The sequence below is a fragment of the Micromonospora sp. WMMD1082 genome (genome assembly GCF_029626175.1).
Lineage (GTDB): Bacteria > Actinomycetota > Actinomycetes > Mycobacteriales > Micromonosporaceae > Micromonospora.
In genome coordinates this window covers 4,342,479-4,366,296 of record NZ_JARUBM010000002.1, presented here as the reverse complement: position 1 = coordinate 4,366,296, position 23,818 = coordinate 4,342,479, and the positions used below count along the sequence as shown (strand labels likewise).

At 73.0% G+C, this 23,818-nt stretch carries 25 protein-coding genes and 1 riboswitch; of the genes, 7 read left to right on the top strand and 18 right to left on the bottom strand.

What is annotated here, in order from left to right; all coding sequences use genetic code 11:
* Positions 1-59: 59 nt before the first annotated feature.
* From O7615_RS20120 to O7615_RS20105, 4 genes are all read right to left on the bottom strand, one after another.
* A complete protein-coding gene (locus O7615_RS20120) occupies positions 60-560 on the bottom strand; it encodes a DUF6328 family protein (protein ID WP_278179278.1) in 501 nt (166 codons plus the stop codon).
* Positions 561-644: 84 nt separating this feature from the next.
* Positions 645-1,475, bottom strand: a complete 831-nt coding sequence (locus O7615_RS20115; RefSeq protein ID WP_278179277.1) for an alpha/beta fold hydrolase — start codon at positions 1,473-1,475, stop codon at positions 645-647.
* Between the two features lie 100 nt (positions 1,476-1,575).
* Positions 1,576-2,346 carry a TIGR03943 family protein gene (locus O7615_RS20110; protein ID WP_278179276.1) on the bottom strand — a complete coding sequence of 257 codons (771 nt, stop codon included), beginning with the start codon at positions 2,344-2,346 and terminating at the stop codon, positions 1,576-1,578.
* Entirely contained in the window at positions 2,343-3,284 is a 942-nt protein-coding gene (locus O7615_RS20105) for a permease (protein WP_278182160.1), read from the bottom strand. Before O7615_RS20105 ends, O7615_RS20110 begins: the two co-directional genes overlap by 4 nt.
* 341 nt (positions 3,285-3,625) lie before the next feature.
* Positions 3,626-3,730, top strand: a riboswitch (TPP riboswitch).
* 72 nt (positions 3,731-3,802) lie between these two features.
* Here O7615_RS20105 and O7615_RS20100 point away from each other — a divergent pair.
* The 5 genes from O7615_RS20100 (at position 3,803) to O7615_RS20080 (ending at position 9,170) form a co-directional block, all read left to right on the top strand.
* A complete protein-coding gene (locus tag O7615_RS20100; RefSeq protein WP_278179275.1) occupies positions 3,803-4,393 on the top strand; it encodes an ECF transporter S component in 591 nt (196 codons plus the stop codon).
* A gap of 118 nt (positions 4,394-4,511) precedes the next feature.
* Complete coding sequence (locus O7615_RS20095) at positions 4,512-6,026, top strand: ABC transporter ATP-binding protein (RefSeq protein WP_278179274.1); 1,515 nt, start codon at positions 4,512-4,514, stop codon at positions 6,024-6,026.
* Entirely contained in the window at positions 6,023-6,823 is an 801-nt protein-coding gene (locus O7615_RS20090; RefSeq protein WP_278179271.1) for an energy-coupling factor transporter transmembrane component T, read from the top strand. The genes O7615_RS20095 and O7615_RS20090 overlap by 4 nt, the downstream gene beginning before the upstream one ends.
* Before the next feature lie 125 nt (positions 6,824-6,948).
* Complete coding sequence (locus O7615_RS20085) at positions 6,949-8,664, top strand: PHP domain-containing protein (protein ID WP_278179270.1); 1,716 nt, start codon at positions 6,949-6,951, stop codon at positions 8,662-8,664.
* Positions 8,661-9,170 carry a hypothetical protein gene (locus O7615_RS20080; RefSeq protein ID WP_278179268.1) on the top strand — a complete coding sequence of 170 codons (510 nt, stop codon included), beginning with the start codon at positions 8,661-8,663 and terminating at the stop codon, positions 9,168-9,170. The genes O7615_RS20085 and O7615_RS20080 overlap by 4 nt, the downstream gene beginning before the upstream one ends.
* Positions 9,171-9,245: 75 nt before the next feature.
* Here O7615_RS20080 and O7615_RS20075 read toward each other — a convergent pair whose 3' ends face one another.
* Positions 9,246-9,473, bottom strand: coding sequence for a hypothetical protein (locus O7615_RS20075; RefSeq protein ID WP_278179267.1), 228 nt, complete (start codon positions 9,471-9,473; stop codon positions 9,246-9,248).
* Between the two features lie 381 nt (positions 9,474-9,854).
* Here O7615_RS20075 and gndA point away from each other — a divergent pair, with 381 nt between their 5' ends.
* Positions 9,855-11,300: an NADP-dependent phosphogluconate dehydrogenase gene (gndA, locus tag O7615_RS20070; RefSeq protein WP_278179266.1), complete on the top strand. Its 1,446-nt coding sequence runs from the start codon at positions 9,855-9,857 to the stop codon at positions 11,298-11,300.
* A gap of 72 nt (positions 11,301-11,372) precedes the next feature.
* On the opposite strand, the gene O7615_RS20065 is transcribed toward gndA, so the two are convergent.
* The 3 genes from O7615_RS20065 to recO form a co-directional block, all read right to left on the bottom strand.
* Complete coding sequence (locus tag O7615_RS20065) at positions 11,373-11,558, bottom strand: hypothetical protein (protein WP_278179264.1); 186 nt, start codon at positions 11,556-11,558, stop codon at positions 11,373-11,375.
* A 64-nt stretch (positions 11,559-11,622) separates the two neighbouring features.
* Entirely contained in the window at positions 11,623-12,399 is a 777-nt protein-coding gene (locus tag O7615_RS20060; RefSeq protein ID WP_278182159.1) for an isoprenyl transferase, read from the bottom strand.
* 32 nt (positions 12,400-12,431) lie between these two features.
* On the bottom strand, positions 12,432-13,238 hold the full coding sequence (gene recO, locus O7615_RS20055; protein ID WP_278179263.1) for a DNA repair protein RecO: 807 nt from the start codon (positions 13,236-13,238) through the stop codon (positions 12,432-12,434).
* A gap of 125 nt (positions 13,239-13,363) precedes the next feature.
* Here recO and O7615_RS20050 point away from each other — a divergent pair, with 125 nt between their 5' ends.
* Positions 13,364-14,179, top strand: a complete 816-nt coding sequence (locus O7615_RS20050) for a DUF4097 family beta strand repeat-containing protein (protein WP_278179262.1) — start codon at positions 13,364-13,366, stop codon at positions 14,177-14,179.
* On the opposite strand, the gene O7615_RS20045 is transcribed toward O7615_RS20050, so the two are convergent.
* The 10 genes from O7615_RS20045 to dnaJ all read right to left on the bottom strand — a co-directional run bounded on the left by O7615_RS20045 (position 14,166) and on the right by dnaJ (position 23,748).
* Positions 14,166-15,410: an acyltransferase gene (locus tag O7615_RS20045; RefSeq protein WP_278179261.1), complete on the bottom strand. Its 1,245-nt coding sequence runs from the start codon at positions 15,408-15,410 to the stop codon at positions 14,166-14,168. The two genes, O7615_RS20050 and O7615_RS20045, sit on opposite strands and share 14 nt — an antisense overlap.
* 168 nt (positions 15,411-15,578) lie before the next feature.
* A complete protein-coding gene (gene era, locus O7615_RS20040) occupies positions 15,579-16,475 on the bottom strand; it encodes a GTPase Era (protein WP_278179260.1) in 897 nt (298 codons plus the stop codon).
* Between the two features lie 76 nt (positions 16,476-16,551).
* Positions 16,552-16,929, bottom strand: coding sequence for a cytidine deaminase (locus tag O7615_RS20035; RefSeq protein WP_278179259.1), 378 nt, complete (start codon positions 16,927-16,929; stop codon positions 16,552-16,554).
* Positions 16,922-18,328 (bottom strand): hemolysin family protein, encoded by a 1,407-nt coding sequence (locus O7615_RS20030; protein WP_278182158.1) that lies wholly within the window; start codon positions 18,326-18,328, stop codon positions 16,922-16,924. Before O7615_RS20030 ends, O7615_RS20035 begins: the two co-directional genes overlap by 8 nt.
* Positions 18,304-18,777: an rRNA maturation RNase YbeY gene (ybeY, locus tag O7615_RS20025; protein WP_278179258.1), complete on the bottom strand. Its 474-nt coding sequence runs from the start codon at positions 18,775-18,777 to the stop codon at positions 18,304-18,306. The genes O7615_RS20030 and ybeY overlap by 25 nt, the downstream gene beginning before the upstream one ends.
* A gap of 15 nt (positions 18,778-18,792) precedes the next feature.
* Positions 18,793-19,851: a PhoH family protein gene (locus O7615_RS20020; RefSeq protein ID WP_278182157.1), complete on the bottom strand. Its 1,059-nt coding sequence runs from the start codon at positions 19,849-19,851 to the stop codon at positions 18,793-18,795.
* A gap of 182 nt (positions 19,852-20,033) precedes the next feature.
* Entirely contained in the window at positions 20,034-21,422 is a 1,389-nt protein-coding gene (locus tag O7615_RS20015; protein ID WP_278179257.1) for a serine hydrolase domain-containing protein, read from the bottom strand.
* Complete coding sequence (locus tag O7615_RS20010; RefSeq protein ID WP_278179256.1) at positions 21,419-21,781, bottom strand: histidine triad nucleotide-binding protein; 363 nt, start codon at positions 21,779-21,781, stop codon at positions 21,419-21,421. Before O7615_RS20010 ends, O7615_RS20015 begins: the two co-directional genes overlap by 4 nt.
* 37 nt (positions 21,782-21,818) lie before the next feature.
* Positions 21,819-22,553: a 16S rRNA (uracil(1498)-N(3))-methyltransferase gene (locus tag O7615_RS20005; protein ID WP_278179255.1), complete on the bottom strand. Its 735-nt coding sequence runs from the start codon at positions 22,551-22,553 to the stop codon at positions 21,819-21,821.
* Between the two features lie 49 nt (positions 22,554-22,602).
* Entirely contained in the window at positions 22,603-23,748 is a 1,146-nt protein-coding gene (dnaJ, locus tag O7615_RS20000) for a molecular chaperone DnaJ (protein ID WP_278179254.1), read from the bottom strand.
* Positions 23,749-23,818 lie beyond the last annotated feature (70 nt).

Genomic DNA, 23,818 nt, shown 5'->3' with positions numbered 1-23,818 from the left:
CCGGGCGACACCGACCGGGCACGCCGCCGACCGGGCACGCCGCCGGCCGCTTGCCGGGGTCAGCCCTGGGAGAGCCCGCTCGGGTCCTCGTCGTCGTCGATATCGTCGTCGCCCCAGTTGCGCCGGGTGAACGGCAGGACCATCCAGAAGGTCAGGAACCACAGGCCGGTCAGGGCACTGAGCAGGAAGGCGATCGGCCGGGCGAGCACGAAGTCGGTGATCAGCAGTACCGAACTCACCATCGCGACCAGCATGAAGGCGAGGCCGGCACTGGCCATCCGGTGGGCGAAACGCACCAGTTCCGGCTTGCGCCCCTGCCGGAACAGCGCCCGGTGGAAGGCCACCGGAGAAATGATCATCGCGGTGGCGCCCGCCGCCGCGAGCAGCGCGACGATGTAGACGTCCCGCTGGAACGGCGTGGTACGCGTGAACCCGTTGCTGAACGGCAGGGTGAGCAGGAAGGCGAAGAGGATCTGCACACCGGTCTGCGCGACCCGCAACTCCTGCAGCAGGTCGGCGAAGTTGCGCTGCCACCGCTGTTTCTCGGTCTCCTTCGACACCGCGGACCTCCGGGGGGAATCTGCGCCGGCTGCTCCCCGCCGGCGGCAACGCTTCTGCCCCACGGCCGGTGACGCGAAACCCGCTCAGGAGTCCCGGCGTACCCGGGCCAGGATCGCCTCGGCCAGCGGCGCCGGCGCCTCGTCCGGGATCCAGTGGGTGACCCCGGCCAGTTCGACGAAGCGGTAGTCCCCGGTCACCTGGGCGGCGCACGCCTCGGCGGCGACGCGCCCGATGGCCACGTCACGGTCGCTCCAGACGAAGGTGGTCGGCACCCCGACCGGGCCGGTCGCCGCCAGGTCCGTCCGGGACATCGCCCGGTACCAGTTGAGCGTCGCGGTCAGCGCGCCCGGCTCGCGCATCGGATCGGCGTACGCGGCCACCCGCGCGGCGTCCCCGACCCCCTGCAGCAGCCGGCGCAGGCCGGCACCGCCGAGCGCCAGCAGCGTCCGCTCGGCCACCACGGGCCGCCGGAACAGCAGCATGTACGCCGAGCGCGCCTTCTGCTGTGGATCGTTGGTCAGCGCGTGGGCCATGGCGGCCGGATGCGGCACGGAGACCGCGGTCAGCGTACGCACTCGGCCGGGGTGGGCGGCGGCGAGCGCCCAGCCGACGACGGCGCCCCAGTCGTGCCCGACCACGTGTGCGGCGGTCACGCCGAGGGCGTCCAGCACGGCCGTCGCGTCGGCGACCAGCTCACCCAGCCGGTACGCCTCGACCTGCGTGGGCCGGGCCTGCGGCGAGTAGCCCCGCTGGTCCAGCGCGTAGGTGCGCAGACCCGCGGCGTGCAGGGCGGGCAGCACACCCGCCCACTCGCCCGAGTGCTGCGGAAATCCGTGCAGCAGCAGCACCGGTTCGCCCTGCTCCGGGCCGCCGGCGGTGACGTCGAAACGCAGACCTCGGGCATCGATGCGCATGCCTGGCAGCCTACCGATGGCCGCCACGCTCCCGACGGGCCGGTGAGCCTTGCGGTGCGTGGGCACCGTCCGGCCTCGCGCTCCGTCCAACGGCAGGAACTCAGTCGTACGGGCGCTTGGGGACGGGCACCTGCCGCCAGGACTCGACCTCAAGGTAGGGGATCTCGGCGTCGTTGACCGGATCCCGGCCGAGCCGGTCGGTGTAGCGGCCGGTCACCTCCACCCAGCTGTCGTCGGGCAGCCCGGCCGGTACGTCGCCGGTGAGCCCCAGCTTGATCGGCCGACCGTCGGCGGCGCAGCAGGACAGCACCATCCGGGCCAGGATCGGCTGGCCGTCCGCGCCGGTGGTGATGAAGCCGGTGAGCTGCACCCGCCGGTCGCCGATCGAGGCGCCCCGGTCGAACAGCGCCCGCGAGGCGTAGTCGAGGACGCTGACCTGCACCGGGTCGCCCTCGGGCAGCGGCGGGTAGTCCGACTGCTGCTGGGAGCCGAGCGCGGTGCCGGCCTGACCCGCCGCGTACGACCCGAGGGCCGGCGGGGCGACCAGCAGCAGACCGAGCACGGGCAGGATGAGCAGCCAGCCGACCCGCGGCTCGTGATGGGCGTGCCCATGCCCGTCGTGCCCGTCGTGATCCGGGCCGGAGCCGGCCGCCGGGTCACCGGCGCCGGCCGGGGCGAGCGCGCGGGGGGCGGCCGGGCGCAGCTCGTACCAGAGCGTCATGATCGCGGCGGCGATCAGCAGCACGCCGGCGGCGATCAGGAACGGGCGCAGCCCTTCCTTGACGTACCGCAGGTAGAGGTCGGTGACGCTGGCCCGGATCACCGCGCCGCCGAGCAGCAGCAGGACCACCGCCTGCGCCTGCCGGTTCACAGCAGCACCGCCCCGGCTCCGGTGGCCACCAGCAGGGCCACCGCGAACGTGGTCGGCGCGAACCGGAAGGCGAACCGGCGGCCGAAGACGCCGGCCTGCATCGAGACGAGCTTGAGATCGACCATCGGCCCCACCACCAGGAAGACCAGTCGGGACGTGAGGGAGAACTGCGACAGCGAGGCCGCGACGAAGGCGTCCGCCTCCGAGCAGAGCGAGAGCAGCACGGCGAGCAGCGCCAGCGCGAGGATCGACAACCAGGCGTTGTCGGCGAGGGTCTGCAACCACCGCTCCGGTACCAGCACGTTGATGCTGGCGGCGGCCATCGCGCCGAGCACCAGGAAGCCACCGGCGTGGGTCACGTCGTGGCGGACCGCGGCCCAGAAGGCCCGGCCCCGGGAGGCGTCGTCCAGCTCCGGCCGGCGCGGCATCCTGATCCACTCGGTGCGCCCGAGCCGCAGCCAGAGCCAGCCCATGACCATCGCCACGACGAGACTGGCGACGCCGCGGGCGAGGACCATCTCGGGGTTGTTCGGAAAGGCGACCGCGGTGGCGGTGAGCACGATCGGATTGACCGCCGGGGCGGCGAGCAGGAAGGCCAGCGCGGCGGCCGGCGTGACGCCCCGCCGAATCAGCGAACCGGCGATCGGCACCGACCCGCACTCGCAGCCCGGCAGCACCACCCCGGCCGCGCTGGCCGCCGGCACCGCCAGGGCCGGATGCCGGGGCAGCGCCCGCGCCCAGAACGACCGGGGTACGAAGACCGCGATCACGGCGGAGAGCAGCACCCCGAAGACCAGGAACGGCACCGCCTGCACCATGATCGAGACGAAGACGGTGGTCCAGGTCTGCAGGCGTGAATCGTCCAGTGCCCCGGCCAGCGGATCACGGAAGATGATCAGCAGGACCAGCAGCGCCGCCAGGATCTCGACCGAGCCGATCCGGTCGCCGAGCCACCGCCGGGGCGGCTCGTCGGCGGCGGGCTCCGGTGCGCGTACCTCCGGGGGGTTTACCTCGGTGGCGATGCCCCCGGGGCGACCCTCCGGTTCGCCGGCCGACGCGGCCCGGTCAGTGTCTGTGGTCACCCGTCGCCCCTCGGCCCGTGCGGATCGGCGGCCTGAGATTACCGCCCGCTGCCGGCACCGTCGATGAATGTCACAGAATCGCCCCCACCGAACTTCCCCGCCGCCGTTGTGGCTCCGGACGCGAGCATCCGTCGTGACCTGCGAAGATCACATTGTCTGTCGATCTTCAATGGTGTTAGCGTCGGCGGGACAGACAACACCTCCGACAGGGGAGCGCACAGCGCTGAGAGTGCGGGTCCGCCCGCAGACCCTCGAACCTGATCTGGGTAATGCCAGCGCAGGGAGTTCGGTCCACCTCCAGCCCGCCATTGTCCGGCACCGCCGGGCGGGGCGTGCGTCTTGCCTGGTTCGACCATGAACTGGGAGCAACCATCGTGAAGACCACCGACAGCAACCGCTGGCGCACCATCGACATCGTCGTGGCCTCGGTCATCGCCGTCGCCTTCGGCGTCATCTTCTGGGCCTGGGGCCTGGTCTGGAGTGCCACCGACGCCGCCTTCAGCTTCTTCCCGCCGGCGCAGACGCTCATCTACGGCGTCTGGCTGGTACCAGCCGTCCTCGGCGGCCTGATCATCCGCAAGCCCGGTGCCGCGCTGTACTGCGAACTGCTGGCGGCGATCGTCTCGGCACTGCTGGGCAGCCAGTGGGGCGGCATCGTGCTGTTGCAGGGCCTGATGCAGGGCGTCGGTGCCGAGTTGGCGTTCGCCGCCTTCCGGTACCGCTCGTACCGACTGCCGATCGCCGTGCTGGCCGGTGCGCTGACCGGTCTCAGCGCGGCGATCTTCGACTTCGTCTACTGGAACGCCGGACGCGACATCGCGACCTACCGCATCCCGTACGCGCTGCTCACCATCGTCAGCGCCACGGTGATCGCCGGCGCCGGCGCCCACGCCCTCACCAGGGCACTCGCCCGCACCGGCGCCCTCGACCGCTTCCCCGCCGCCCGCACCCGCACCCCCATCTAACCCACCCCTTTCGTGTTGATCATGAAGTTAGCGGGCGTTTCGATCTCCAAACCACCCGCCAACTTCATGATCAACCGGGTGGGGATGGGGGTGAGGGCGAGTGGAGGGGGTGGGTGGAATGGGTGGGTTGTGGGTGCGGGGGTTTGGGTGGCGGCATGCGGGGCGGCGGGCCTGGGCGGTACGCGGGGTGGATCTGCGTGTCGAACGGGGCGAGCGGGTGCTGCTGCTGGGGCCCTCGGGGGCGGGGAAGAGCACCCTGCTCGCGGCGCTGGCCGGGCTGCTGCCGGAGGACTCCGGCGAGCAGGAGGGCAGCGTCGAGATCGGCGGGCTCGACCCGCGACAGGCCCGCGACCGGGTCGGCATCGTCTTCCAGGACCCGGAGACCCAGCTGGTGATGGCCCGGTGCGGCGACGACGTCGCGTTCGGCCTGGAGAACCGGGGCGTACCGGCCGGGGAGATCTGGCCGCGCGTCGACGAGGCGCTGCACCGGGTCGGCTTCCCGTACCACCGTGACCGGCCCACGGCGGCGCTCTCCGGCGGCGAACAGCAGCGGCTCGCGCTGGCCGGGGTGCTCGCCCTGCGCCCGGAACTACTGCTGCTCGACGAGCCGACCGCGAACCTCGACCCGGCCGGGGCGGCCCTGATCCGCGCCGCGCTCACCCGGGCGGTGGACGCCGACACCACGCTGATCCTGGTCGAGCACCGGGTCGCCGAGGCGCTGCCGCTGGTCGACCGGGTGATCGTGCTGGCCCCCGGTGGCGGCGTCCGCGCGGACGGCACCCCCGAGGCGGTCTTCGGCCGGCACGGCGACGCGCTCGCCGCCGAGGGGGTCTGGGTGCCCGGCCGGGAGATCCCCGCGCGCCGGGCCACCACGCCGACCGGCGAGGTGCTGCTCACCGCGGAACAGCTCGGCCACCCGCCCCGGCTCACCCCCACCGACCTGACCGTACGCGCCGGTGAGGCGCTCGCCGTCCTCGGCCCGAACGGCGCCGGCAAGTCCACCCTCGCGTTGCTGCTCGGCGGGCTGCTGCGACCGGACAGCGGACGACCGGGCAGCGGGCGACTGGTGGCCAGCGCCGAGCTGGCCGGGGCCGATGCCGGTAAACCCCCGCACCGCTGGCGGGCGCCCGCGCTGGCCCGCCGGATCGGCTCGGTGTTCCAGGACCCCGAGCACCAGTTCGTCACCGGCACGGTCTTCGACGAACTGGCGCTCGGTCCACGACGTACCGGAGCACCCGAGGCGGCGGTCCGGGAGCGGGTGGACGCGCTGCTGGACCGGCTGCGGCTGACCACGCTCGCCGCCGCCAACCCGTACACCCTCTCCGGTGGGGAGGCGCGGCGGCTTAGCGTGGCGACCGCCCTGGCCACCGCGCCCCGCCTGCTGATCTGTGACGAACCCACCTTCGGCCAGGACCGGCGGACCTGGCGGGAACTGGTGGACCTCTTCGCGGACCTCCGCGACGCCGGGCACGGCCTGGTCACGGTCACCCATGACGCCGAGTTCGTGGCCGCGCTGGCCGATCGCACGCTGACCCTCGACCGCACACCGGCACCGCCCCCGCCCCCCGGCACGGCAGCGCCCCCCGGCACGGCAGTGACCGCATCCGACGGCGACCGGCCGGAGCAGCGGTGATCAACCTGGAGCCGATCGCCCGGCCGGACGCGCCGCTGGCCCGGCGCAACCCGGTGGCCAAGCTGGCGGCGGCCCTGCTGTTCGCGTTCCCGCTGATGGCGACGCTGGATCCGGTCGCGCCGGCCCTCGCGATCGCCGTGGAACTCGCGGTACTGCCCCTGTTCGGCCTGCGCCCCGCCGTGCTGGCGCGCCGGGCCTGGCCGCTGCTGGCCGCCGCCGGCGGCGTCCTGGTCACCATGGTGCTCTTCGCCGCCGACCGGTCGGGGCGCGTCCTGCTCGACGCGGGACCGGTCGTGGTGACCTCGGGGGTGCTGATCACCGCGCTCGGCCTGGTGTTGCGGCTGTTCGCGGTCGCGCTGCCCGGGGTGATCGTCTTCGCCACCACCGACCCGACCGACCTGGCCGACGCCCTGGTGCAGAACGCCAGGGCACCGGCCCGGTTCGCGATCGGCGCGTTGGCGGCGTTCCGGTTGGTGCCGCTGCTCGGGCAGGAGTGGCAGACGATCGGGATGGCCCGCCGGGCGCGCGGCGTGGAGGCGGGCCGCAACCCGGTGGCGAAACTGCGGCTGTTCGTCTCGACCGCGTTCACGCTGCTGGTCGGGGCGATCCGGCGAGGAACCCGGCTCGCGGTGGCGATGGACGCCCGTGGCTTCGACTCCGGCCTGCCCCGCACGGTCGCCCGCCGGCAGTACTTCGGTCCGGCCGACTGGCTGCTCGTCGTCGGCGCGACCGCGCTGGCCGGTGCCGCGCTGGCGGTCAGCGTCGCGGTCGGCGCCTTCCGCCCGCTGCTCGGCTGACCGCGCACATATCGCCGGAGGCGCATGTCCGCATGTTCGCGTGTTCGCCGCGAAGGGGACACGCGACGTTCCCCCGGCCCGACCAGATTGACCTGCGACGTCTCCTCGATCGACTGGAGCAGCAGATGGGCCACGGCCACGAGCACCATCACGATCACGCCTCCGCCGCCGGTACCGACGTACCCCCGGCGCTCGACCTGTCCATCCCCGACGCGGAACTGCCGCCGGGCGACCTCAACCGGCGCGGCTTCCTGCGCAACGCCGGCCTGCTCGGTGCCGGCGCGGCCACCACCGTGCTGGCCTCCGGCACGCCCGCGCTGGCGGGCGGCCACGGCCACGGCGGCGACCACGGCCACGGGCCCGGCGGCGACCACGGCACGACCGGCGGGTTCCGCTGGCTCGCCGGCGACCACCACATCCACACGCAGTACAGCTCGGACGCCATGTACCGGGTGATCGACCAGGCCAAGCACGCCCGGGCGTACGGCCTGGACTGGATGGTGGTCACCGACCACGGCAGCGCGACCCACGCGAAGATCGGCGTGGAGAAGGTCAACCCGGACATCGTCGCCGCCCGCGCCCGGCTCAAGGACCTACTCATCTACCAGGGCCTGGAGTGGAACATCCCGGCGGCCGAGCACGCCACCGTCTTCGTCCACCCGGGACGCAACGAGGTCGCCGTGCTCAAGGAGTTCGAGAACTCCTTCGACGGCAGCGTGCGCAACGCCGGCGACAACACCCCGGCCAACGAGGCGCTCGCCGTCGCCGGCATCAAGTTCCTCGGCGAGGCGGTCCGCAAGCGCCGCGTGGAGGGCGCGCTCTTCCTGGCCAACCACCCGGCCCGCCGGGGCATCGACTCCCCGCACGAGATCCGGGCCTGGCGGGACGCCGACCCGAGCGTCGCCATCGGCATGGAGGGCGCTCCCGGCCACCAGGCCGCCGGCCTGCCCCGCGAGAGCGGCGGCCGGGCCCGTGGCTACTACGACAACAGCCCGTCGGCCAACTCGTTCCCCGGCTACCCGCTGGAGAGCTACCGCACCTGGGGCGGGTTCGACTGGATGACGTCGACCGTCGGCGGGCTCTGGGACAGCCTGCTCGCCGAGGGGCGCGCCTGGTGGATCAGCGCCAACTCCGACTCACACGTCAACTACCTGGACACCTCGCAGCGGGGGCCGGGCAGCGACTTCGACCTCAACGGCAGGTACAACGACCCGGTCTACGGGCCGCTGATCACCGATGCCGGCGACTACTGGCCGGGCCAGTACAGCCGCACCCACGTCGGGGCGAGCGGCTTCAGCTACCGGGCGGTGATGGACGGCCTGCGCGCCGGCCGCGTCTGGGTGGACCACGGTGGTCTGATCAAGGGCTTGGACGTCCGCGCCCGCATCGCCGGTGACCGGCGCGGCAACTCGGGTACGCCGCTCGGCGGCGTGCTGCGGGTCAAGCGCGGCACCTCCGTCGAGGTGACCATCGACGTCGACCTGGCCGACATCCCGAACTGGTCGCAGTTCCTGCCGGCGCTCGCCCGCGTCGACGTGATCGCCGGCCGGGTGACCGGTCCGGTCGCCGACCAGGACGCCTTCACCGCCCCGGACACCAGGGTGGTGAAGTCCTTCGAGGTGACCAGGAAGACCGGCCGGGTCTCGTTCAGCTACTCCTTCGGCCGGGTGGACCGGCCGTTCTACCTGCGGGTCCGCGGCACGGACGGCAAGCGCAGCCAGCCCGGCCTGATGGGCGCGGCGGTCGACCCCTTCGGCCCGGCGCTGGACGTCCCCGGGGCCGCCGACCCGTGGGAGGACCTCTGGTTCTACGCGAACCCGATCTGGGTCCTGCCGCAGTGATCCTCGGCCTCAGCCGGGGCCACCGCACCGTCCGGGAGGCCGAGCACTGGCTGGACGGGCAGGTACGGCAGCTCGGCGGGCCGGACCTGGTCGTCTGCACCCACCTGGTCGCCGTGCCGTACCCGCACGTGGCGCTCAGCGTGGCCGGTTCGACGGCGGACCGGCTCGCGGCGCTGCCCGACACCGGACCCGAACTGCGGGTCGCGGCGGCCCGGGCGGCGGACGAGCACACCGCCCGCCGCTCGGGCCGGGCGGTGCACTACCCGGGCGCGGACCGGATGGTCGGCACGCTCACCGTCGGCGACCTGATCGCGGTCAGCGCGATCGAGCGGGTCGTGGTGCTGGGCGGGACGTCGGCCGCGCCGGACACGCCGGTGCACACCCGGGACTTCGTCCGGCCGCAGTGGCAGGCCGGCGAACTGGTCCTGGTGACCGGTCCGCATCACGCGGGCGGCCTGGCGCCGTTCGAGGTGCCGGACCCGACGCCCTGCTGCGCCGAGCACTGACGGCGCCCTGCCGCGCCGACCAGCGGGTAGGCCCGGGTGCGGTCGCCGTACGGCGACCGCACCCGGGGAACTCCGTCAGCTGCGCCGGAAGGCGTAGCGGCGGACCTGGCCGGTCCGCTGGCCACGCCCCACGCCGGGCATGCCGGTCACCGGCGGGCCGGCCTTCGGCGCCACCGGCCGGACGGGCGGCAGGTCGGGCGCCGGGGCGACGACCACCTGGTCGAGGTTTGCCGGCGTGAGGTCGGCCGCCTCAGGCGTCGGGCGGGCGGGACGGGACTTACGGGAACTGCGCTTGGCGGGCATCCGTGCCTCCTTGCTCTGCGGCGACCGGCGGATGGCCGGTCGCGCCGCGGCGTCTCGTGACCGCCACTGGCGACGGTCGAACGGATGGGAGTGCTGCCCGGGACGGTCACCGAGGTCATCACCGGCCGCGACGGCGGGTGGATAAGACGCGGACGCCCGGGAGCACGCGGGCCGCGGCACGACGGCGGCGGACCGGCTCGGGAATGGGGCGTCAGTTGCGCATACCCGCACGCTACCGGCCGGGCGTCGCGGGCGCATCCCATTTACCGCCGTGCGCTGCGCGACCACCTGATGACCAGGGGTGGGGGGACGGCGCGGCCCGCCGCCATCGCGCGATACCGTCGCAGCACTACAGGTAGACGGCGGAAGGTGGCGACGAGGATGGCGGATCGGGCGACGGCGCAGATCGGTGTGACCGGGCTGGCGGTGATGGGCCGCAACCTGGCCCGCAACCTGGCCCGCAACGGCTTCACCGTGGCGGTGCACAACCGCTCGCCGGAGCGGACCCGGGCGCTGGTGGCGGAGCACGGTGACGAGGGCACCTTCGTCCCGGCGGAGTCCCTGGCGGACTTCGTCGCCGCGCTGGAACGCCCCCGCGCGGTGATCATCATGGTGAAGGCCGGCGGGCCCACCGACGCGGTGATCGACGAGCTGGTGCCGCTGCTGGAAGAGGGCGACATCATCATCGACTGCGGCAACGCGCACTTCGCCGATACCCGGCGCCGGGAGGAGGCGCTGCGCGCCCACGGGCTGCACTTCGTCGGCACCGGTGTCTCCGGTGGCGAGGAGGGCGCGCTGTGGGGGCCGAGCATCATGCCGGGCGGGTCGGTCGAGTCGTACCGCAAGCTCGGGCCGATCTTCGAGAAGATCGCGGCGCAGGTCGAGGGCGTGCCCTGCTGCCAGCACGTCGGGCCGGACGGCGCCGGGCACTTCGTCAAGATGGTCCACAACGGCATCGAGTACGCCGACATGCAGCTCATCGCCGAGGCGTACGACCTGCTGCGGGCCGGGCTGGGCGCGACCCCGTCGGAGATCGCGGAGATCTTCCGGGAGTGGAACTCCGGTGAGCTGGAGTCCTTCCTGATCGAGATCACCGCCGACGTGCTGGCGCACACCGACGCCGCCACCGGCGAGGCGTTCGTGGACGTGGTGCAGGACCGGGCCGAGCAGAAGGGCACCGGCCGGTGGACCGTCCAGATCGCCCTCGACCTGGGCATTCCGATCACCGGCATCGCCGAGGCGACCTTCGCCCGGTCGCTGTCCGGGCACGTCGGTCAGCGCGAGGCCGCGGCGCGGGCGTTCACCGACACCGGGGAGAAGTGGCAGGTCACCGACCGCGAGACCTTCATCGAGGACGTACGCCAGGCGCTGCTGGCCTCGAAGATCGTCGCGTACGCGCAGGGCTTCGACCAGATCCGGGCCGGCAGCACCGAGTACGACTGGGGCATCGACCTGGGCGCCACCGCGTCCATCTGGCGGGGCGGCTGCATCATCCGGGCCCGCTTCCTGGACCGCATCCGGCAGGCGTACGACGCGCAGCCGGAGCTGCCCACCCTGCTGGTGGCCCCGTGGTTCGCCGACACCGTGCGCGACGGCGTGCCGAGCTGGCGACGGGTGGTGGCCGAGGCGGCCCGGGCCGGGGTGCCGGCGCCCGCGTTCGCCTCGTCGTTGGCCTACTTCGACGCGCTCCGCGCGGAGCGGCTGCCGGCCGCCCTCATTCAGGGCCTGCGGGACAACTTCGGCGCGCACACCTACCGCCGTACCGACCGCGACGGCTCCTTCCACACCCTCTGGGCGACGCCCGACCGCGCCGAGGTCGAGGCCTGATCGCCACGCATGACGGCATGTCGCGGTCTCCGGTGTTCCGGATACCGCGACATGCCGTATCTCTCAGCTTGCTCAGAAGAAGCGGCGGCGCCGGGCCTTCTGGGGGCGGAGCAGGTCGGCTCCCCGGCTGAGCATCCGGCTGGCCCGCGACGAGCCGCGCCGGGACTCCAGCGTATGGCTGAGCCGGCGGGCACCGGCTGCCGCCAACGGAACCGCCACGGCCATCACCGCCCACTGGGCAACGCGCTTGCGGATCATGTGAGTTCACCTCCGTCAGTGGCTGCTGCCAGCGGTGATACCCACCTCGGCCGGATGCTATGCGTCAGGTGGTGGGCGCCACCGGGTTGGGCAGCGCGCCACCGAACCGGCGGTCCCGCTGGGCGTACAGCTCGCAGGCGTACCACAGGTGACGGCGGTCGAAGTCGGGCCAGAGCGTGTCCAGGAAGACCAGCTCGGCGTACGCGCTCTGCCAGAGCAGGAAGTTCGACGTCCGCTGCTCGCCGGAGGGGCGCAGGAACAGGTCGACCTCGGGCACCTCGGGGTGGTAGAGGTACCGCCCGATCGTCTTCTCGGTGATCTTCGCCGGATCGAGCCGACCGGCGGCCACCTCCCGGGCGATGGCGGCGGTGGCGTCCGCGATCTCCGCCTGGCCGCCGTAGTTGACGCAGAACTGGAGGGTCAGCGTCGAGTTGCCGCGCGACATCTCCTCGGCGGTCTGCAACTCGGAGATGACGCTCTTCCACAGCCGCCCGGCCCGGCCGGACCAGACCACCCGTACCCCGAGGTCGACCAGCTGATCCCGGCGACGGCGGATGACGTCCCGGTTGAAGCCCATCAGGAACCGGATCTCGTCCGGCGAGCGCCGCCAGTTCTCGGTGGAGAAGGCGTACGCCGACAGGTAGGGGATGCCCAGCTCGATGGCGCCCTCGACGGTGTCGAAGAGGGAGAACTCCCCCGCCTCGTGGCCCTTGGTGCGGGGCAGCCCGCGATCCTTGGCCCACCGGCCGTTGCCGTCCATCACCACGGCGACGTGCTGCGGCACCGCCGCCGGTGGCAGCGCCGGCGGCCGGGCGCCCGAGGGGTGCGGTGTCGGCGGCACCGGCTCGCGCCGGCCGGCCCTGGCGGTTCGGATCACGTGGTGCTCTCCCTGTTCACGTCGGATGCCGCCGGCGCGCCGCCCCGGTCGACCAGCGGCAGCGAGCGTAGCGCGCGCTCCAGGTGCCACTGCAGGTGCGCCGCGACCAACCCGCTGCACTCCCGGCGCGTCCCGTTCTCGGTGGCGTCGGCCACCCGCCAGTCGCCGATGGCCAGTGCCGACATCAGGTCGATGGTGGCCGGCGCCGGATGGGCGGCGCCCGGTGGGCGGCAGTCCGGGCAGACCGCACCGCCGGCCGGCACCGAGAAGGCCCGGTGCCGCCCGGGGGTGCCGCAGACCGCGCAGGCGGTCAACGCCGGCGCCCAGCCCGCCAGGGCCATGCCGCGCAGCAGGTACGCGTCGAGCACCAGCGTCGTGGCGTGACCGCCCTCGGCGAGGGCCCGCAGCGCGCCCAGGGTCAGCTGGAACAGCCGCAGCGACGGCTCCCGCTCGACCGGGGTGAGGCGTTCGGCGGTCTCGGCGATCGCGCTGGCGGCGGTGTAGCGGGGATAGTCGCCGAGGAACCGCTTGCCGTAGAGGTCGATCCCCTCGACCTGGCTGACCGTGTGCAGCGAGCTGCCCATCTCCCCCTTGGGGTCACCGGCGAGTTGCAGGTCGATGTGGCCGAACGGCTCCAGCCGGGCACCGAACTTCGAGGTGGTCCGGCGTACCCCCCGGGCGACCGCGCGCAGCCGGCCGTGCCGCCGGGTGAGCAGGGTGATGATCCGATCCGACTCGCCGAGTTTCTGCACGCGCAGCACCACCGCGTCGTCGCGGTAGAGCTGTCGGCGGTACCCGGCCATCGCGCCATTCTCCCCCCGGCCGGACGTCGGGCCCGACCCTGGGTCGGAATTCAGGGTCCGCTCGGGGTCGCTGTGCCGGCGAACCCGGATGCGCACCCGCCGACGCCGGTCGTAGCGTGCTCGGCATGGCTTCGTACCGGACCACCGTCACCCCTCGGGCCAACGCCACCGGCCGCCGGGCGGGCCTGGCGCTCGCCGCCACCACCGCCCTCATCGTCCTCGTCGGATGTGACAACGTCGCGTTCCGCCGGCTGGACTTCGACACCACCGAGGCCGCGCGGATCACCGCGATCCGGGTGCTGCCCGGCTCCGGCGACGTGGTGGTCCGGGCCGACGGCGGTGTCGACGGGGTACGCATCAAGCGGGTGGTGCGCTACCAGGGCGACGAGCCGGGCACGACGTACGAGATCAAGGACGCGGAACTGGTGCTGAGCACCTCCTGCGGACACCGGTGCAGCGTCTCCTACGAGGTGACCGCCGGCGAGGGGGTCAGCGTCCAGGGCGAGACCCGCTCCGGGGACATCGACCTGAGCCGCGTCGGCCAGGTGGGACTCAAGCTCGCCTCCGGCAACATCCGGGTGGCCGGCGCCACCGGGCCGGTCCAGGTGGAGACCGCCTCGGGCAACATCTCGGTGTACGACGTGGCCTCGCCCATCACGCTACGGGCCGCCTCCGGGAACGTGACGGGAACCCGGCTCGGCGGCGAGGTGGACGCGGAGGCCAAGTCCGGCAACGTCACCCTCGAACTGGATCGGCCCGCCTCCGTACGGGCGCGGGCGGCGAGCGGCAACGTGAAGCTGACCGTGCCGGACGGCGCGTATCAGGTCCGGTCGGAGGTCGGCTCCGGTCGGACCCAGCTGGGTGTGGCGCACGACGCCTCCGCCGAGCTGCTGCTCGACCTGCGCACCGCCAGCGGCGACATCACCGTCACCGCGCAGTGATCCCGCCGCCCCGACCACGCTGACCGGGTAGCGCGTCCTCCCGTCGCTCCGCTGCCCGAGCTGTCGGCGGACCGGCGGACCGGCCGGCTCCGACCGAACGACGAGGACCCTCGTCGTCCGGCCCGATCGGGTGCCCCGGTGATCCGGCCGGGGCCGACCCACCGGTGCGGTCGTGGTCGTCGCCGGAACGGGACTCCGCGTGCCGGTGGGTGGACGACCGCGCCTCCCGACGGCGCCCGCCGGGAATGAGCTCGGGTGGCCGCTGCGCCGCCACGTCCTCGACCCAGCCCACCAGCGCGGTCACCAGGGCCAGCAGCAGGAAGACCAGGGCCACCCGGATCGCCAGGCCGAGCAGGTTCTGATGCGACCAGCCGACCACGTCCACCAGCGGGGTGAGCGCGACCACGAACGCCATGTGCCACAGGTAGACCGTCAGTGCCCGCCGGTTCAGCACGGTGACCGCCCGGCCGAACAGCTCGTTGCGGTCCACCCACGCCGCGGTCGACGGGGCCCGGCCGAGCGCCAGCAGGATGAACGCGGCCGACCAGAGGGCGTTGCCGATCGGGTTGTCGTTCAGGTCGTAGCCCCGTGGACCCGGGTTGGCCAGGATCCAGGCGCCGCCCACCGCGGCGAGGACGAGCACGGTCGGCACCAGGACCCGGTTGGCCAGCCGGCGCAGCATCCCGCTCTGGTGGGCGAAGCCCAGCAGCCAGGCGCCGAAGTAGAGGCCGAACTCGCGCAGCACGACCGGCGCGTTCGGGTAGATGCCCATCTCGATCGCCAGCAGCAGGCAGTACGGGGCGAGCAGGGTGGGCAGCGGGAAACGCCGGAACAGCCAGAGGGCTACCGGTGAGGCGAGGACGAACCAGAGGTAGTCACGCAGATACCAGATCGGGCTCAGCGCCAGCGCGCCCCAGTAGTTCGCCGGCGGGTCGGCCACCGGGAAGAGCCAGAGCAACACCTTCGGGGTCAGCGGCAGCCCGGTGAGCAGCATCGCCGGCACGAAGATCGCGGCCACCACCCAGAGCGACGGCAGCAGCCGCCGCAACCGCCGGCCGACCGCGGTCGGCCCCGACCGCAGCAGGGATGTCGCCATCAGCGAACCGGCGAGCGCGAACATCACCGACATCGCCGGGAACAGCAACGTCAGCGAGGCCCAGCCGGTGACGTGGTAGACGACGACCCGCACGATGGCCAAGAAGCGCAGCACGTCCAGGTATCTGTTTCGCATCAGCCTGCATCTATATCAGGGGGCAAGGAAATCTCTTCCCCTACCCTCCGGTGCGCGCCGCCGAAACAGCCAGGAACCCACCCCGATAGTGAAACTTCCCATATGCCTGACCGGTACCGATCAGTCGATCTCGCGGCGGTCGTCCGATTCGGCCACCCGCCGGACGGCTCAGAAACCGAGCTTGCGCAGCTGCTTCGGGTCGCGCTGCCAGTCCTTGGCCACCCGCACGTGCAGATCGAGGTAGACCTTCGTGCCCAACAGCTCCTCGATCTGCCGCCGGGCGGTAGTGCCGACCTCCTTGAGCCGGCTGCCCCGATGCCCGATGACGATCGCCTTCTGGCTGGGCCGCTCCACGTACACGTCGGCGTAGATCTTCGTGAGCCGACCCTCGGGGATCATCTCCTCGACCACCACGGCGATGGAGTGGGGCAACTCGTCCCGGACGCCCTCCAGCGCGGCCTCCCGGACCAGCTCCGCGACCAGCACCTGCTCCGGATCGTCGGTGAGCATGTCGTCCGGATACAGCTGAGGCGACTCGGGGAGATAGCGCGTCATCACCCCGACCAGGGTGTCCACCTGGTGCCCGGAGACCGCGCTGACCGGGACGACCTCCGCGAACTCCCCCAGCTCGCTGACGGCGAGCAGCTGCTCGGCCAGCCGCCTCCGGTCGACCAGGTCGGTCTTGGTGACCACCGCCAGCACGGTCGCCTTCAGCTCGGCCAGCTCCCCGGTGATGAACCGGTCACCGCGGCCGATCGGCTCGTCGGCCGGGATGCAGAGACCGATCACGTCGACCTCGCTCCAGGTCTGCCGGACCAGGTCGTTGAGCCGCTCGCCGAGCAGCGTACGGGGACGGTGCAGGCCCGGGGTGTCGACCAGCACGAGCTGCGACTCCGGCCGGTGCAACACCGCCCGGATGACGTGCCGGGTGGTCTGCGGCTTGCTCGACGTGATGGCGATCTTCTGCCCGACGATGGCGTTGGTCAGCGTGGACTTGCCGGCGTTGGGCCGCCCGACGAAACAGCCGAACCCCGCCCGGTAGGCACGCTCGCGTTGCTCGCTCATGACGGCTCTCCGCTTCGCTCCGTGCCGCCATGAGGCACCACCGCGCTGAGCCTGATGATTCGCTCGCGTTGCTCGCTCATTCGGTCACCGTGCCGAGCACCGTGCCGTCCGGGGCCGCCACGTGCACCGGGGCGTCGACGGCCAGGTCGCGTACGGCCGCGTAGCCGGCACCGTCCAGCGTGGACGCCTCGGTCACCACCGCGGCGGCCTCCAGCCGGGTGGCCCCCGCCGCGGCCGCCGAGGCGACCGCCAGCTGAAGCGCGGTGATCGTCAACGAGGGCAGCGACACGCTGGCCGCCGCGTAGGTACGGCCGTCCTGGTCCCGGACCGCGGCGCCCTCCACGGCACCCACCCGGCCCCGGGCACCCCGGGCGAGGATGACCAGCTTGCCGTCCTCCGCGCTCAGCTCGGAGCCGGTGGACCGGGCGGCCGGTACGGCGGGTGACTCAGGCATCGGCGGTCAGCCTCTCCTCGGATCGGTCGGTGTCGGAACGGGCGGCGGCCGGTGCACCATCCGGGTTGCCCTGCGTGTCGGCAGCCTCCGCCCGGCACACCAGCACGGTGTCGATCCGGTTGCGGCGGCCGGTGGTGCCCTCGGCGAGCAGCCGCAGCCCGGCCACCTCGACCTCTGCGCCCGGGATCGGCACCCGCCCCAGCGACTGGGCCAGCAGACCGCCCACGGTCTCCACCTCGTCGTGCGGCAGCTCGGTGTCGAACAGCTCGCCGAGATCCTCGACCGGCAGCCGGGCGGTGACCCGCACCGCACCGTCGGGCAGCTGCTCGACCGGTGGGCGCTCGACATCGTACTCGTCGGTGATCTCCCCGACGATCTCCTCCAGGATGTCCTCGATGGTGACCAGCCCGCCGGTGCCGCCGTACTCGTCCACCACGATGACCAGGTGGTTACGGGCGGCCTGCATCTCCGACAGCAGGTCGTCGACGGGCTTGGACTCCGGCACGAAGGTGGCCGGTCGCATCAGCTCGGCCACCGGGAGCTGGCGGTCCTCCGCGGCGCCGCCCTGGGTGTGCCGGACGAGGTCCTTGAGGTAGAGCACGCCGAGCACGTCGTCGACGCTCTCGCCGATCACCGGGATCCGGGAGAACCCGGAACGGAGGAACAGGGCCAGCGCCTGGGAGAGATTCTTGCCCGACTCGATCCACACCATCTCGGTACGCGGCACCATGACCTCGCGGGCGATGGTGTCGCCGAGGGCGAAGACCGAATGGATCATCTGTCGCTCGCCGTGCTCCACCACGCCCCGCTGCTCGGCGAGGTCGACCAGCTCGCGCAGCTCAACCTGGGTGGCGAACGGTCCCTCCCGGAAGCCGCGGCCGGGCGTGACCGCGTTACCGATCAGGATCAGCAGGGAGGCCAGCGGGTTGAGCACCCGGCCCAGCCAGCGCACCAGCGGCGCGGCGGACCGCCCCACCGCGTACGCGTGCTGCCGGCCGAGGGTACGCGGGCCGACGCCGACCACGACGAAGCTGACGACGGTCATCGCCCCGGCGGTGACCAGCGCTGCCCGCCAACCGGCACCGAAGGTGTCCACCGCGACCAGCGCCACCAGCGTGGTGGCGGTCAGCTCGGCCAGCAGCCGGAGCAGCAGCAGGAGGTTGAGGTGCCGGACCACGTCGCCGGCGACCGCCTGGAGGGTCGGTGCCCCCCGGGCGCCGTCGCGGGCCAGTTCGGCCGCCCGGGCCGGGGAGACCGCGGCCAGGGCGGCCTCGGTCATCGCGATCAGGCCGGCGAGCACCACCAACCCGGCGGCGACGACGAGTAGTTGCAGGTCGGGTAGGCCGGTGGCGGTCGCGGCCAGTGAAGTGTCCATCACCGGGATCGGGTCGACCGCCAGCTCGCCAGCAGCCGCGCCTGGAGCCCGAACATCTCCCGCTCCTCCTCCGGCTCCGCGTGGTCGTAGCCGAGCAGGTGCAGGACACCGTGCACGGTGAGCAGGTGCAGTTCGTCGGCGGTGCTGTGCCCCGCGGTCGCGGCCTGCTTCGCCGCCACCTCGGGGCAGAGCACGATGTCGCCGAGCAGCGCCGGCTCACCGCCGGTGGCGGCGTTCTCCCCCGGCCCGTGGTCGACGCTGCCCTCGTCCATGGGGAAGGCGAGCACGTCGGTCGGGCCGTCGCCGCCCATCCAGCGATGGTTCAGCTCGGTCATGTAGTCGATGTCGACCAGCAGGACGGAGAGCTCGGCGAGGGGGTTGACCCCCATCTCGTCGAGCGCGTGCCGGGCGACGGCGAGCACCGCGTCGGTGTCGACCTCGGCGCCGGACTCGTTGGCGATCTCGATGGACAACTGTCTTCCCCCGGTCTAGCGGCGCCGGCCGGCGCGGTTGCCCTGGGCGCTGCGCCCGGACACCGCGTGCACGCCCTGCGCCTGCTGGTTCTCCCGCTCGGCGTCCCACCGCGCGTACGCGTCGACGATCTCCCCGACCAGTCGGTGGCGGACCACGTCGGCGCTGGACAACTGCGCGAAGTGCACGTCCTCCACGCCCTCCAGGATCTCCCGGACGACGCGCAGGCCGCTGGTCGTCCCGCCGGGCAGGTCGACCTGGGTGACGTCGCCGGTAACCACGATCTTGGAGCCGAACCCGAGCCGGGTGAGGAACATCTTCATCTGCTCGGGCGTGGTGTTCTGCGCCTCGTCGAGAATGATGAACGCGTCATTCAACGTGCGGCCCCTCATGTACGCCAGGGGGGCGACCTCGATCGTGCCCGCCGCCATCAGCTTCGGGATCGTCTCCGGGTCGAGCATGTCGTGCAGCGCGTCGTAGAGCGGGCGCAGATAGGGGTCGATCTTCTCGTTGAGCGTGCCGGGCAGGAAACCCAGCCGCTCCCCCGCCTCGACCGCCGGCCGGGTCAGGATGATCCGGTTGATCTGCTTGGCCTGCAGCGCCTGGACCGCCTTGGCCATGGCCAGGTAGGTCTTGCCGGTGCCGGCCGGGCCGATGCCGAAGACGATGGTGTGCGCGTCGATCGCGTCGACGTAGCGCTTCTGCCCGAGCGTCTTGGGGCGGATGGTGCGCCCGCGCCGGGAGAGGATGTTGAGCGTCAGGACCTCGGCGGGCCGCTCCGTGCTGCCCTGCTCGAGCATGCCGACGGTACGCCGGACGGCGTCTGTGGTCAGGGTCTCGCCTTTCTCGATGAGTTCGAGCAGCTCACTGAAGAGTCGCTCGGCGAGGGCGTTGTCCGCGGGAGCGCCGGTGATGGTGATCTCGTTGCCCCGCACGTGCACGTCGCTGTTCACCGAGCGCTCGACCAGTCGCAGGATCTCGTCACCCGCGCCGAGCAGGTTGACCATGATCTTCGAGTCGGGGACCGTGATCCTGGTCTGCACCCGGGGCGGGCCGGGAGGTGGGGTGCCGGTCATAGGTCGGGCCCGAGGGCCCTGCGCCACCTGCTCTCGATCTCGTTGCCGGGCCTGGTGCCGCGGCGTGCGGACGTTACGCCCATCGTATCGGGTCAACGGCGCGGGCACGCTGCCCATTTCCGTCGGTACGGCGGCCGCGCACCACCGGACAAAACGGGTTATCCGCCCGGGTGGTTGCGGGTTCAGGCGCGGAAGTCATAGCGGTCGAAGGTCTCCTGGTGCCGGGTGAACCGGTACGTCGCCCAGTGCATCCGGACCACCGCACCGGCTGAGTCCCGGGTCAGCCGAAGCAGCTCACCGGCCTCCCGGCCGGAGACCGTACGGAACACGTCCGGCCGCTGCGGCACCGGCGCGAAGATCGACGGAGGCTTACCCGGCGGGTCACCGGCACCGCGGGCGCGCAGGGCCCCGTCGTGCCAGCAGAAGACGTACTCGAATCCCTCGCCCCACCAGCGGCCGAGCAGCCCGCGCACGGTCGGCGGCGCCGGCTCGCCGGGTCGCCACGGGTCGATGTCGGCCGGATCGTGCTCGACGGCGGCGGCGAGCAGCCGATGCGGCAGCTCCAGCAGCTGCGTCGCGGTCCCCGAGGAGCCCAGCACGGTAGCGCCGAACGCGGCCGGGGTGCCCTCGCCACCCCGCCGGCCGTACACCCCGGCGAGGAAGCCGGGCATCGCGCCGTCGTGCCCCACGTGCATGACCCGCTCCCCCTGCGGCACCAGGATCAGGCCCAGGCCGAACCCGCCGGCCCACGCCGTCTCGTCGGTGAGCGTCACGGGCCAGCGCATCTCCTCCAGGGTCGCCGGGGAGAGCACCCGGCCCGCCGCGTCCAGCGCCGACGGGTCGGCCAGGAAGGCGGCCCACCGGGCCATGTCGGCCGCCGTGCTCCACAGCTGCGCGGCGGGGCCGACCGCGCCGAAGTCGGTGGGCGGCTCCGGATGCGCCTCGTCGGAGTACGCGTCGACGAGGAACCCGGTCGCCGCCCTCGGGCCCGGGGTGACCGTGGTGGCGGTCAGCCCGAGCGGGGTCAGCACCCGCTCGGCGAGCACCTCCGCCCAGGTTCCGCCGCGCACCTGCCCGACCAGCCGGCCGAGCAGCGCCATCCCGAGGTTGGAGTAGTGGTAGCGGCGGGCCGGCGGCAGCACCCGCTCGGCCCGGTCCAGCTCGGCGATCAGCTGGTCGGCGTCCGGTGCGCGCAGCGTGTCCCAGACGTCGCCGTGCGGCTCCCGTTGCAGGCCGGCCGTGTGCGACAGCAGCCGGCGTACGGTCAGCCCGCCGTGCGCCGGCAGGTCGAGATGCCGGTCCAGCGGGTCGTCGAGGTCGAGCAGGCCGTCGTCGCGGCACTGCAGGGTCAGCACGGCGGTGAAGGTCTTGGTCACCGACCCGATCCGGAACCGGGTCTGCTCGTCCAGCGCCGTGTCGTTGCCGGTGCCGCCGACTGTGCACGTCCACAGTGGCCGATCGGCCCGGTGCACCGCCGCCGAGACCGCCGGTACCCGGGCCTGCGCCTGCACCTGCCGCACCAGCCGCTCCAGGTGACCGGCGGCGCCGGTATGGCCGGCGGCTGTGCTCACGCGAGGCTCCGGGCCAGCATCGGGCCGAGCGGGGCACCCCCCAGCAGGTGGGCGTGCGCGTGGAAGACCTCCTGGCCGCCGTACGCCCCGGTGTTGAACATCAGCCGGAACCCGTCGCCGAGCAGGCCCTCGTCCTCGGCCACCGTGGCGGCCGTGGCCAGCACCTCGCCGGCCAGCACCGGATCTCCCTGGGCCAGCGTGGCCACGTCCGCGTAGTGCTCCTTGGGGATGACCAGCACGTGCACCGGCGCCTTCGGACCGATGTCACGGAAGGCGAGCGTGGTGGGGGTCTCGCGGACCACGGTGGCCGGAATCTCCCCGGCGACGATGCGGCAGAAGAGGCAGTCAGGAGTGCTCACCGTGGCAGTGTAAGGAAGGGCCCCGCCTCCCCGACGCTCACCAGCGCAGCAGGCGGGTGGCGAGGGCCGCCAGGGCGGCCACGCCGGCGGTGGAGGTACGCAGCACCGAGGGGCCGAGGCGGACCGGGCGGGCGCCGGCCTCCTGGAAGGCCGACAGCTCGGCCGGGGCGATGCCGCCCTCGGGGCCGACCACCAGCACGATCTCGCCCCGGTCGGGCAGCTCGACGGTGGTCAGCCGGTCGGTCGCCTCCTCGTGCAGGACGTACCCGGCGGCCGCCCCCGCGATCCGGCGGGCCACCGACGTGGTGGACTCGTCCGGGGCGCCCGCCACCACCGGTAGCCACGCCCGGCGGGCCTGCTTCGCTGCCTCGCGGGTGGTGGCCACCCACTTGCCCCGGGCCCGTACGCCCCGGTCACCGCGCCACTGCACCACCGAGCGACTCGCCGCCCAGGGGACGATCTCGTCCACCCCGACCTCGGTCATCGCCTGCACGGCCAGCTCGCCCCGGTCGCCCTTGGCGATGCCCTGGACCACCACCAGCCGGGGATTCGCCGCGTCGACGTACCCCCGCTCGGTGACGGCGAGGTCGAGGGTGCCGCGACCGACGGCGGTGACCACGGCGGTGGCGGTGCCGCCCCGACCATCGGCGAGCAGGAGTTCCTCGCCCACCCGCAGCCGCTGCACGGTGGCGGCGTGGTGGCCCTCGGGGCCGTCGAGCACCATCGAGTCGGCGGTGGGCAACGACTCGACCAGGAACAGCGGAGCGGACACGATCGACAGGCTAACGGCCCGGGCCGGGGCCGTTGGCCGGTACGCCCGCTCAGGCGTGGCCGTTGAAGGCGTCGCGCATCCGGGAGAAGAAGCCGCCCTGCTTGCTGAGCTCGGCGACCTCCTCGCCACGGGTCTTGGCGAACTCGCGCAGCATCCGCTCCTGCTCGGCGTCGAGCTTGGTCGGGGTCCGCACGTCCAGGTGGACGTAGAGATCGCCCCGGCCGGTGCCGCGCAGGTGCGGTACGCCACGGGCGCGCAGCCGCAGGGTGCTGCCCGGCTGGGTGCCCGGCTTGACGTCGACCGGCTCCTCGCTGTCCAGTGCCTTGATGGTCAGCCGGGTGCCGAGCGCGGCGGCGGTCATCGGCACGGTGACCCGGCAGTGCAGGTCGTCACCCTTGCGGGAGAAGACGTCGTGCGGCCGTTCGTGGATCTCCACATAGAGGTCCCCGGCGGTGCCACCACCCGGCCCGACCTCACCCTGCTGGGCGAGGCGGATGCGCATGCCGTCCTCCACCCCGGCGGGGATCTTGACGGTCAGCGAGCGGCGGGTGCGCACCCGGCCGTCGCCGGCGCAGGTCGGGCAGGGGTGCGGAATCGTGGTGCCGTAGCCCTGGCAGACCGTGCACGGCCGGGCGGAGACCACCTGGCCGAGGAAGGTGCGCTGCACCGACTGCACCTCGCCCCGGCCACCGCACGCCTCGCAGGTGGCCAGGTGGGTGCCGGCGGCGGTGCCGGCGCCCGAGCAGGTGGTGCAGAGCACGGCCGTGTCGACCGTGATCGGCGCCTCGACGCCGAAGGCGGTCTCGTGCAGGTCCAGTTCCAGTCGCAGGATCGCGTCGGCGCCGGGCCGGGTACGCGGTCGCGGGCCCCGACCGGCACCGGTGGCGCCGCCGAAGAACGCGTCCATGATGTCCTGGAAGCCGACGAACGGGCCGGACCCGCCCGGGCCACCCGGACCGCCCGGCCCACCGCCGCCGGGCGCCAGCGGGTCACCGCCCAGGTCGACGATCTGCCGTTTCCGATCGTCCGAGAGGACCTCGTACGCGGCGTTGATGTCCTTGAACTTCTCCTGTGCCTCCGGATCCGGATTCACATCCGGATGGAACTGGCGCGCCAGCTTGCGGTAGGCGCGCTTGATCTCATCATCGGAGGCGCCCCGGTTCACACCGAGAATGCCGTAGTAGTCCCTGGCCACTGCGTTCCGTGTCCTCGTGTTCGTCTCGCGTTACGCCGTCGGGCGGCGGCAGCCTGCCCCTCGGCCCTGA

Coding starts and splice junctions, on each gene's coding strand:
- O7615_RS20115 (WP_278179277.1), bottom strand. CDS start 1,475: ATGCGCATCGATGCCCGAGGTCTGCGTTTCGACGTCACCGCCGGCGGC.
- O7615_RS20095 (WP_278179274.1), top strand. CDS start 4,512: ATGGGTGGGTTGTGGGTGCGGGGGTTTGGGTGGCGGCATGCGGGGCGG.
- O7615_RS20085 (WP_278179270.1), top strand. CDS start 6,949: ATGGGCCACGGCCACGAGCACCATCACGATCACGCCTCCGCCGCCGGT.
- O7615_RS20075 (WP_278179267.1), bottom strand. CDS start 9,473: ATGCCCGCCAAGCGCAGTTCCCGTAAGTCCCGTCCCGCCCGCCCGACG.
- gndA (WP_278179266.1), top strand. CDS start 9,855: ATGGCGGATCGGGCGACGGCGCAGATCGGTGTGACCGGGCTGGCGGTG.
- O7615_RS20065 (WP_278179264.1), bottom strand. CDS start 11,558: ATGATCCGCAAGCGCGTTGCCCAGTGGGCGGTGATGGCCGTGGCGGTT.
- recO (WP_278179263.1), bottom strand. CDS start 13,238: ATGGCCGGGTACCGCCGACAGCTCTACCGCGACGACGCGGTGGTGCTG.
- O7615_RS20050 (WP_278179262.1), top strand. CDS start 13,364: ATGGCTTCGTACCGGACCACCGTCACCCCTCGGGCCAACGCCACCGGC.
- O7615_RS20045 (WP_278179261.1), bottom strand. CDS start 15,410: ATGCGAAACAGATACCTGGACGTGCTGCGCTTCTTGGCCATCGTGCGG.
- era (WP_278179260.1), bottom strand. CDS start 16,475: ATGAGCGAGCAACGCGAGCGTGCCTACCGGGCGGGGTTCGGCTGTTTC.
- O7615_RS20035 (WP_278179259.1), bottom strand. CDS start 16,929: ATGCCTGAGTCACCCGCCGTACCGGCCGCCCGGTCCACCGGCTCCGAG.
- O7615_RS20020 (WP_278182157.1), bottom strand. CDS start 19,851: ATGACCGGCACCCCACCTCCCGGCCCGCCCCGGGTGCAGACCAGGATC.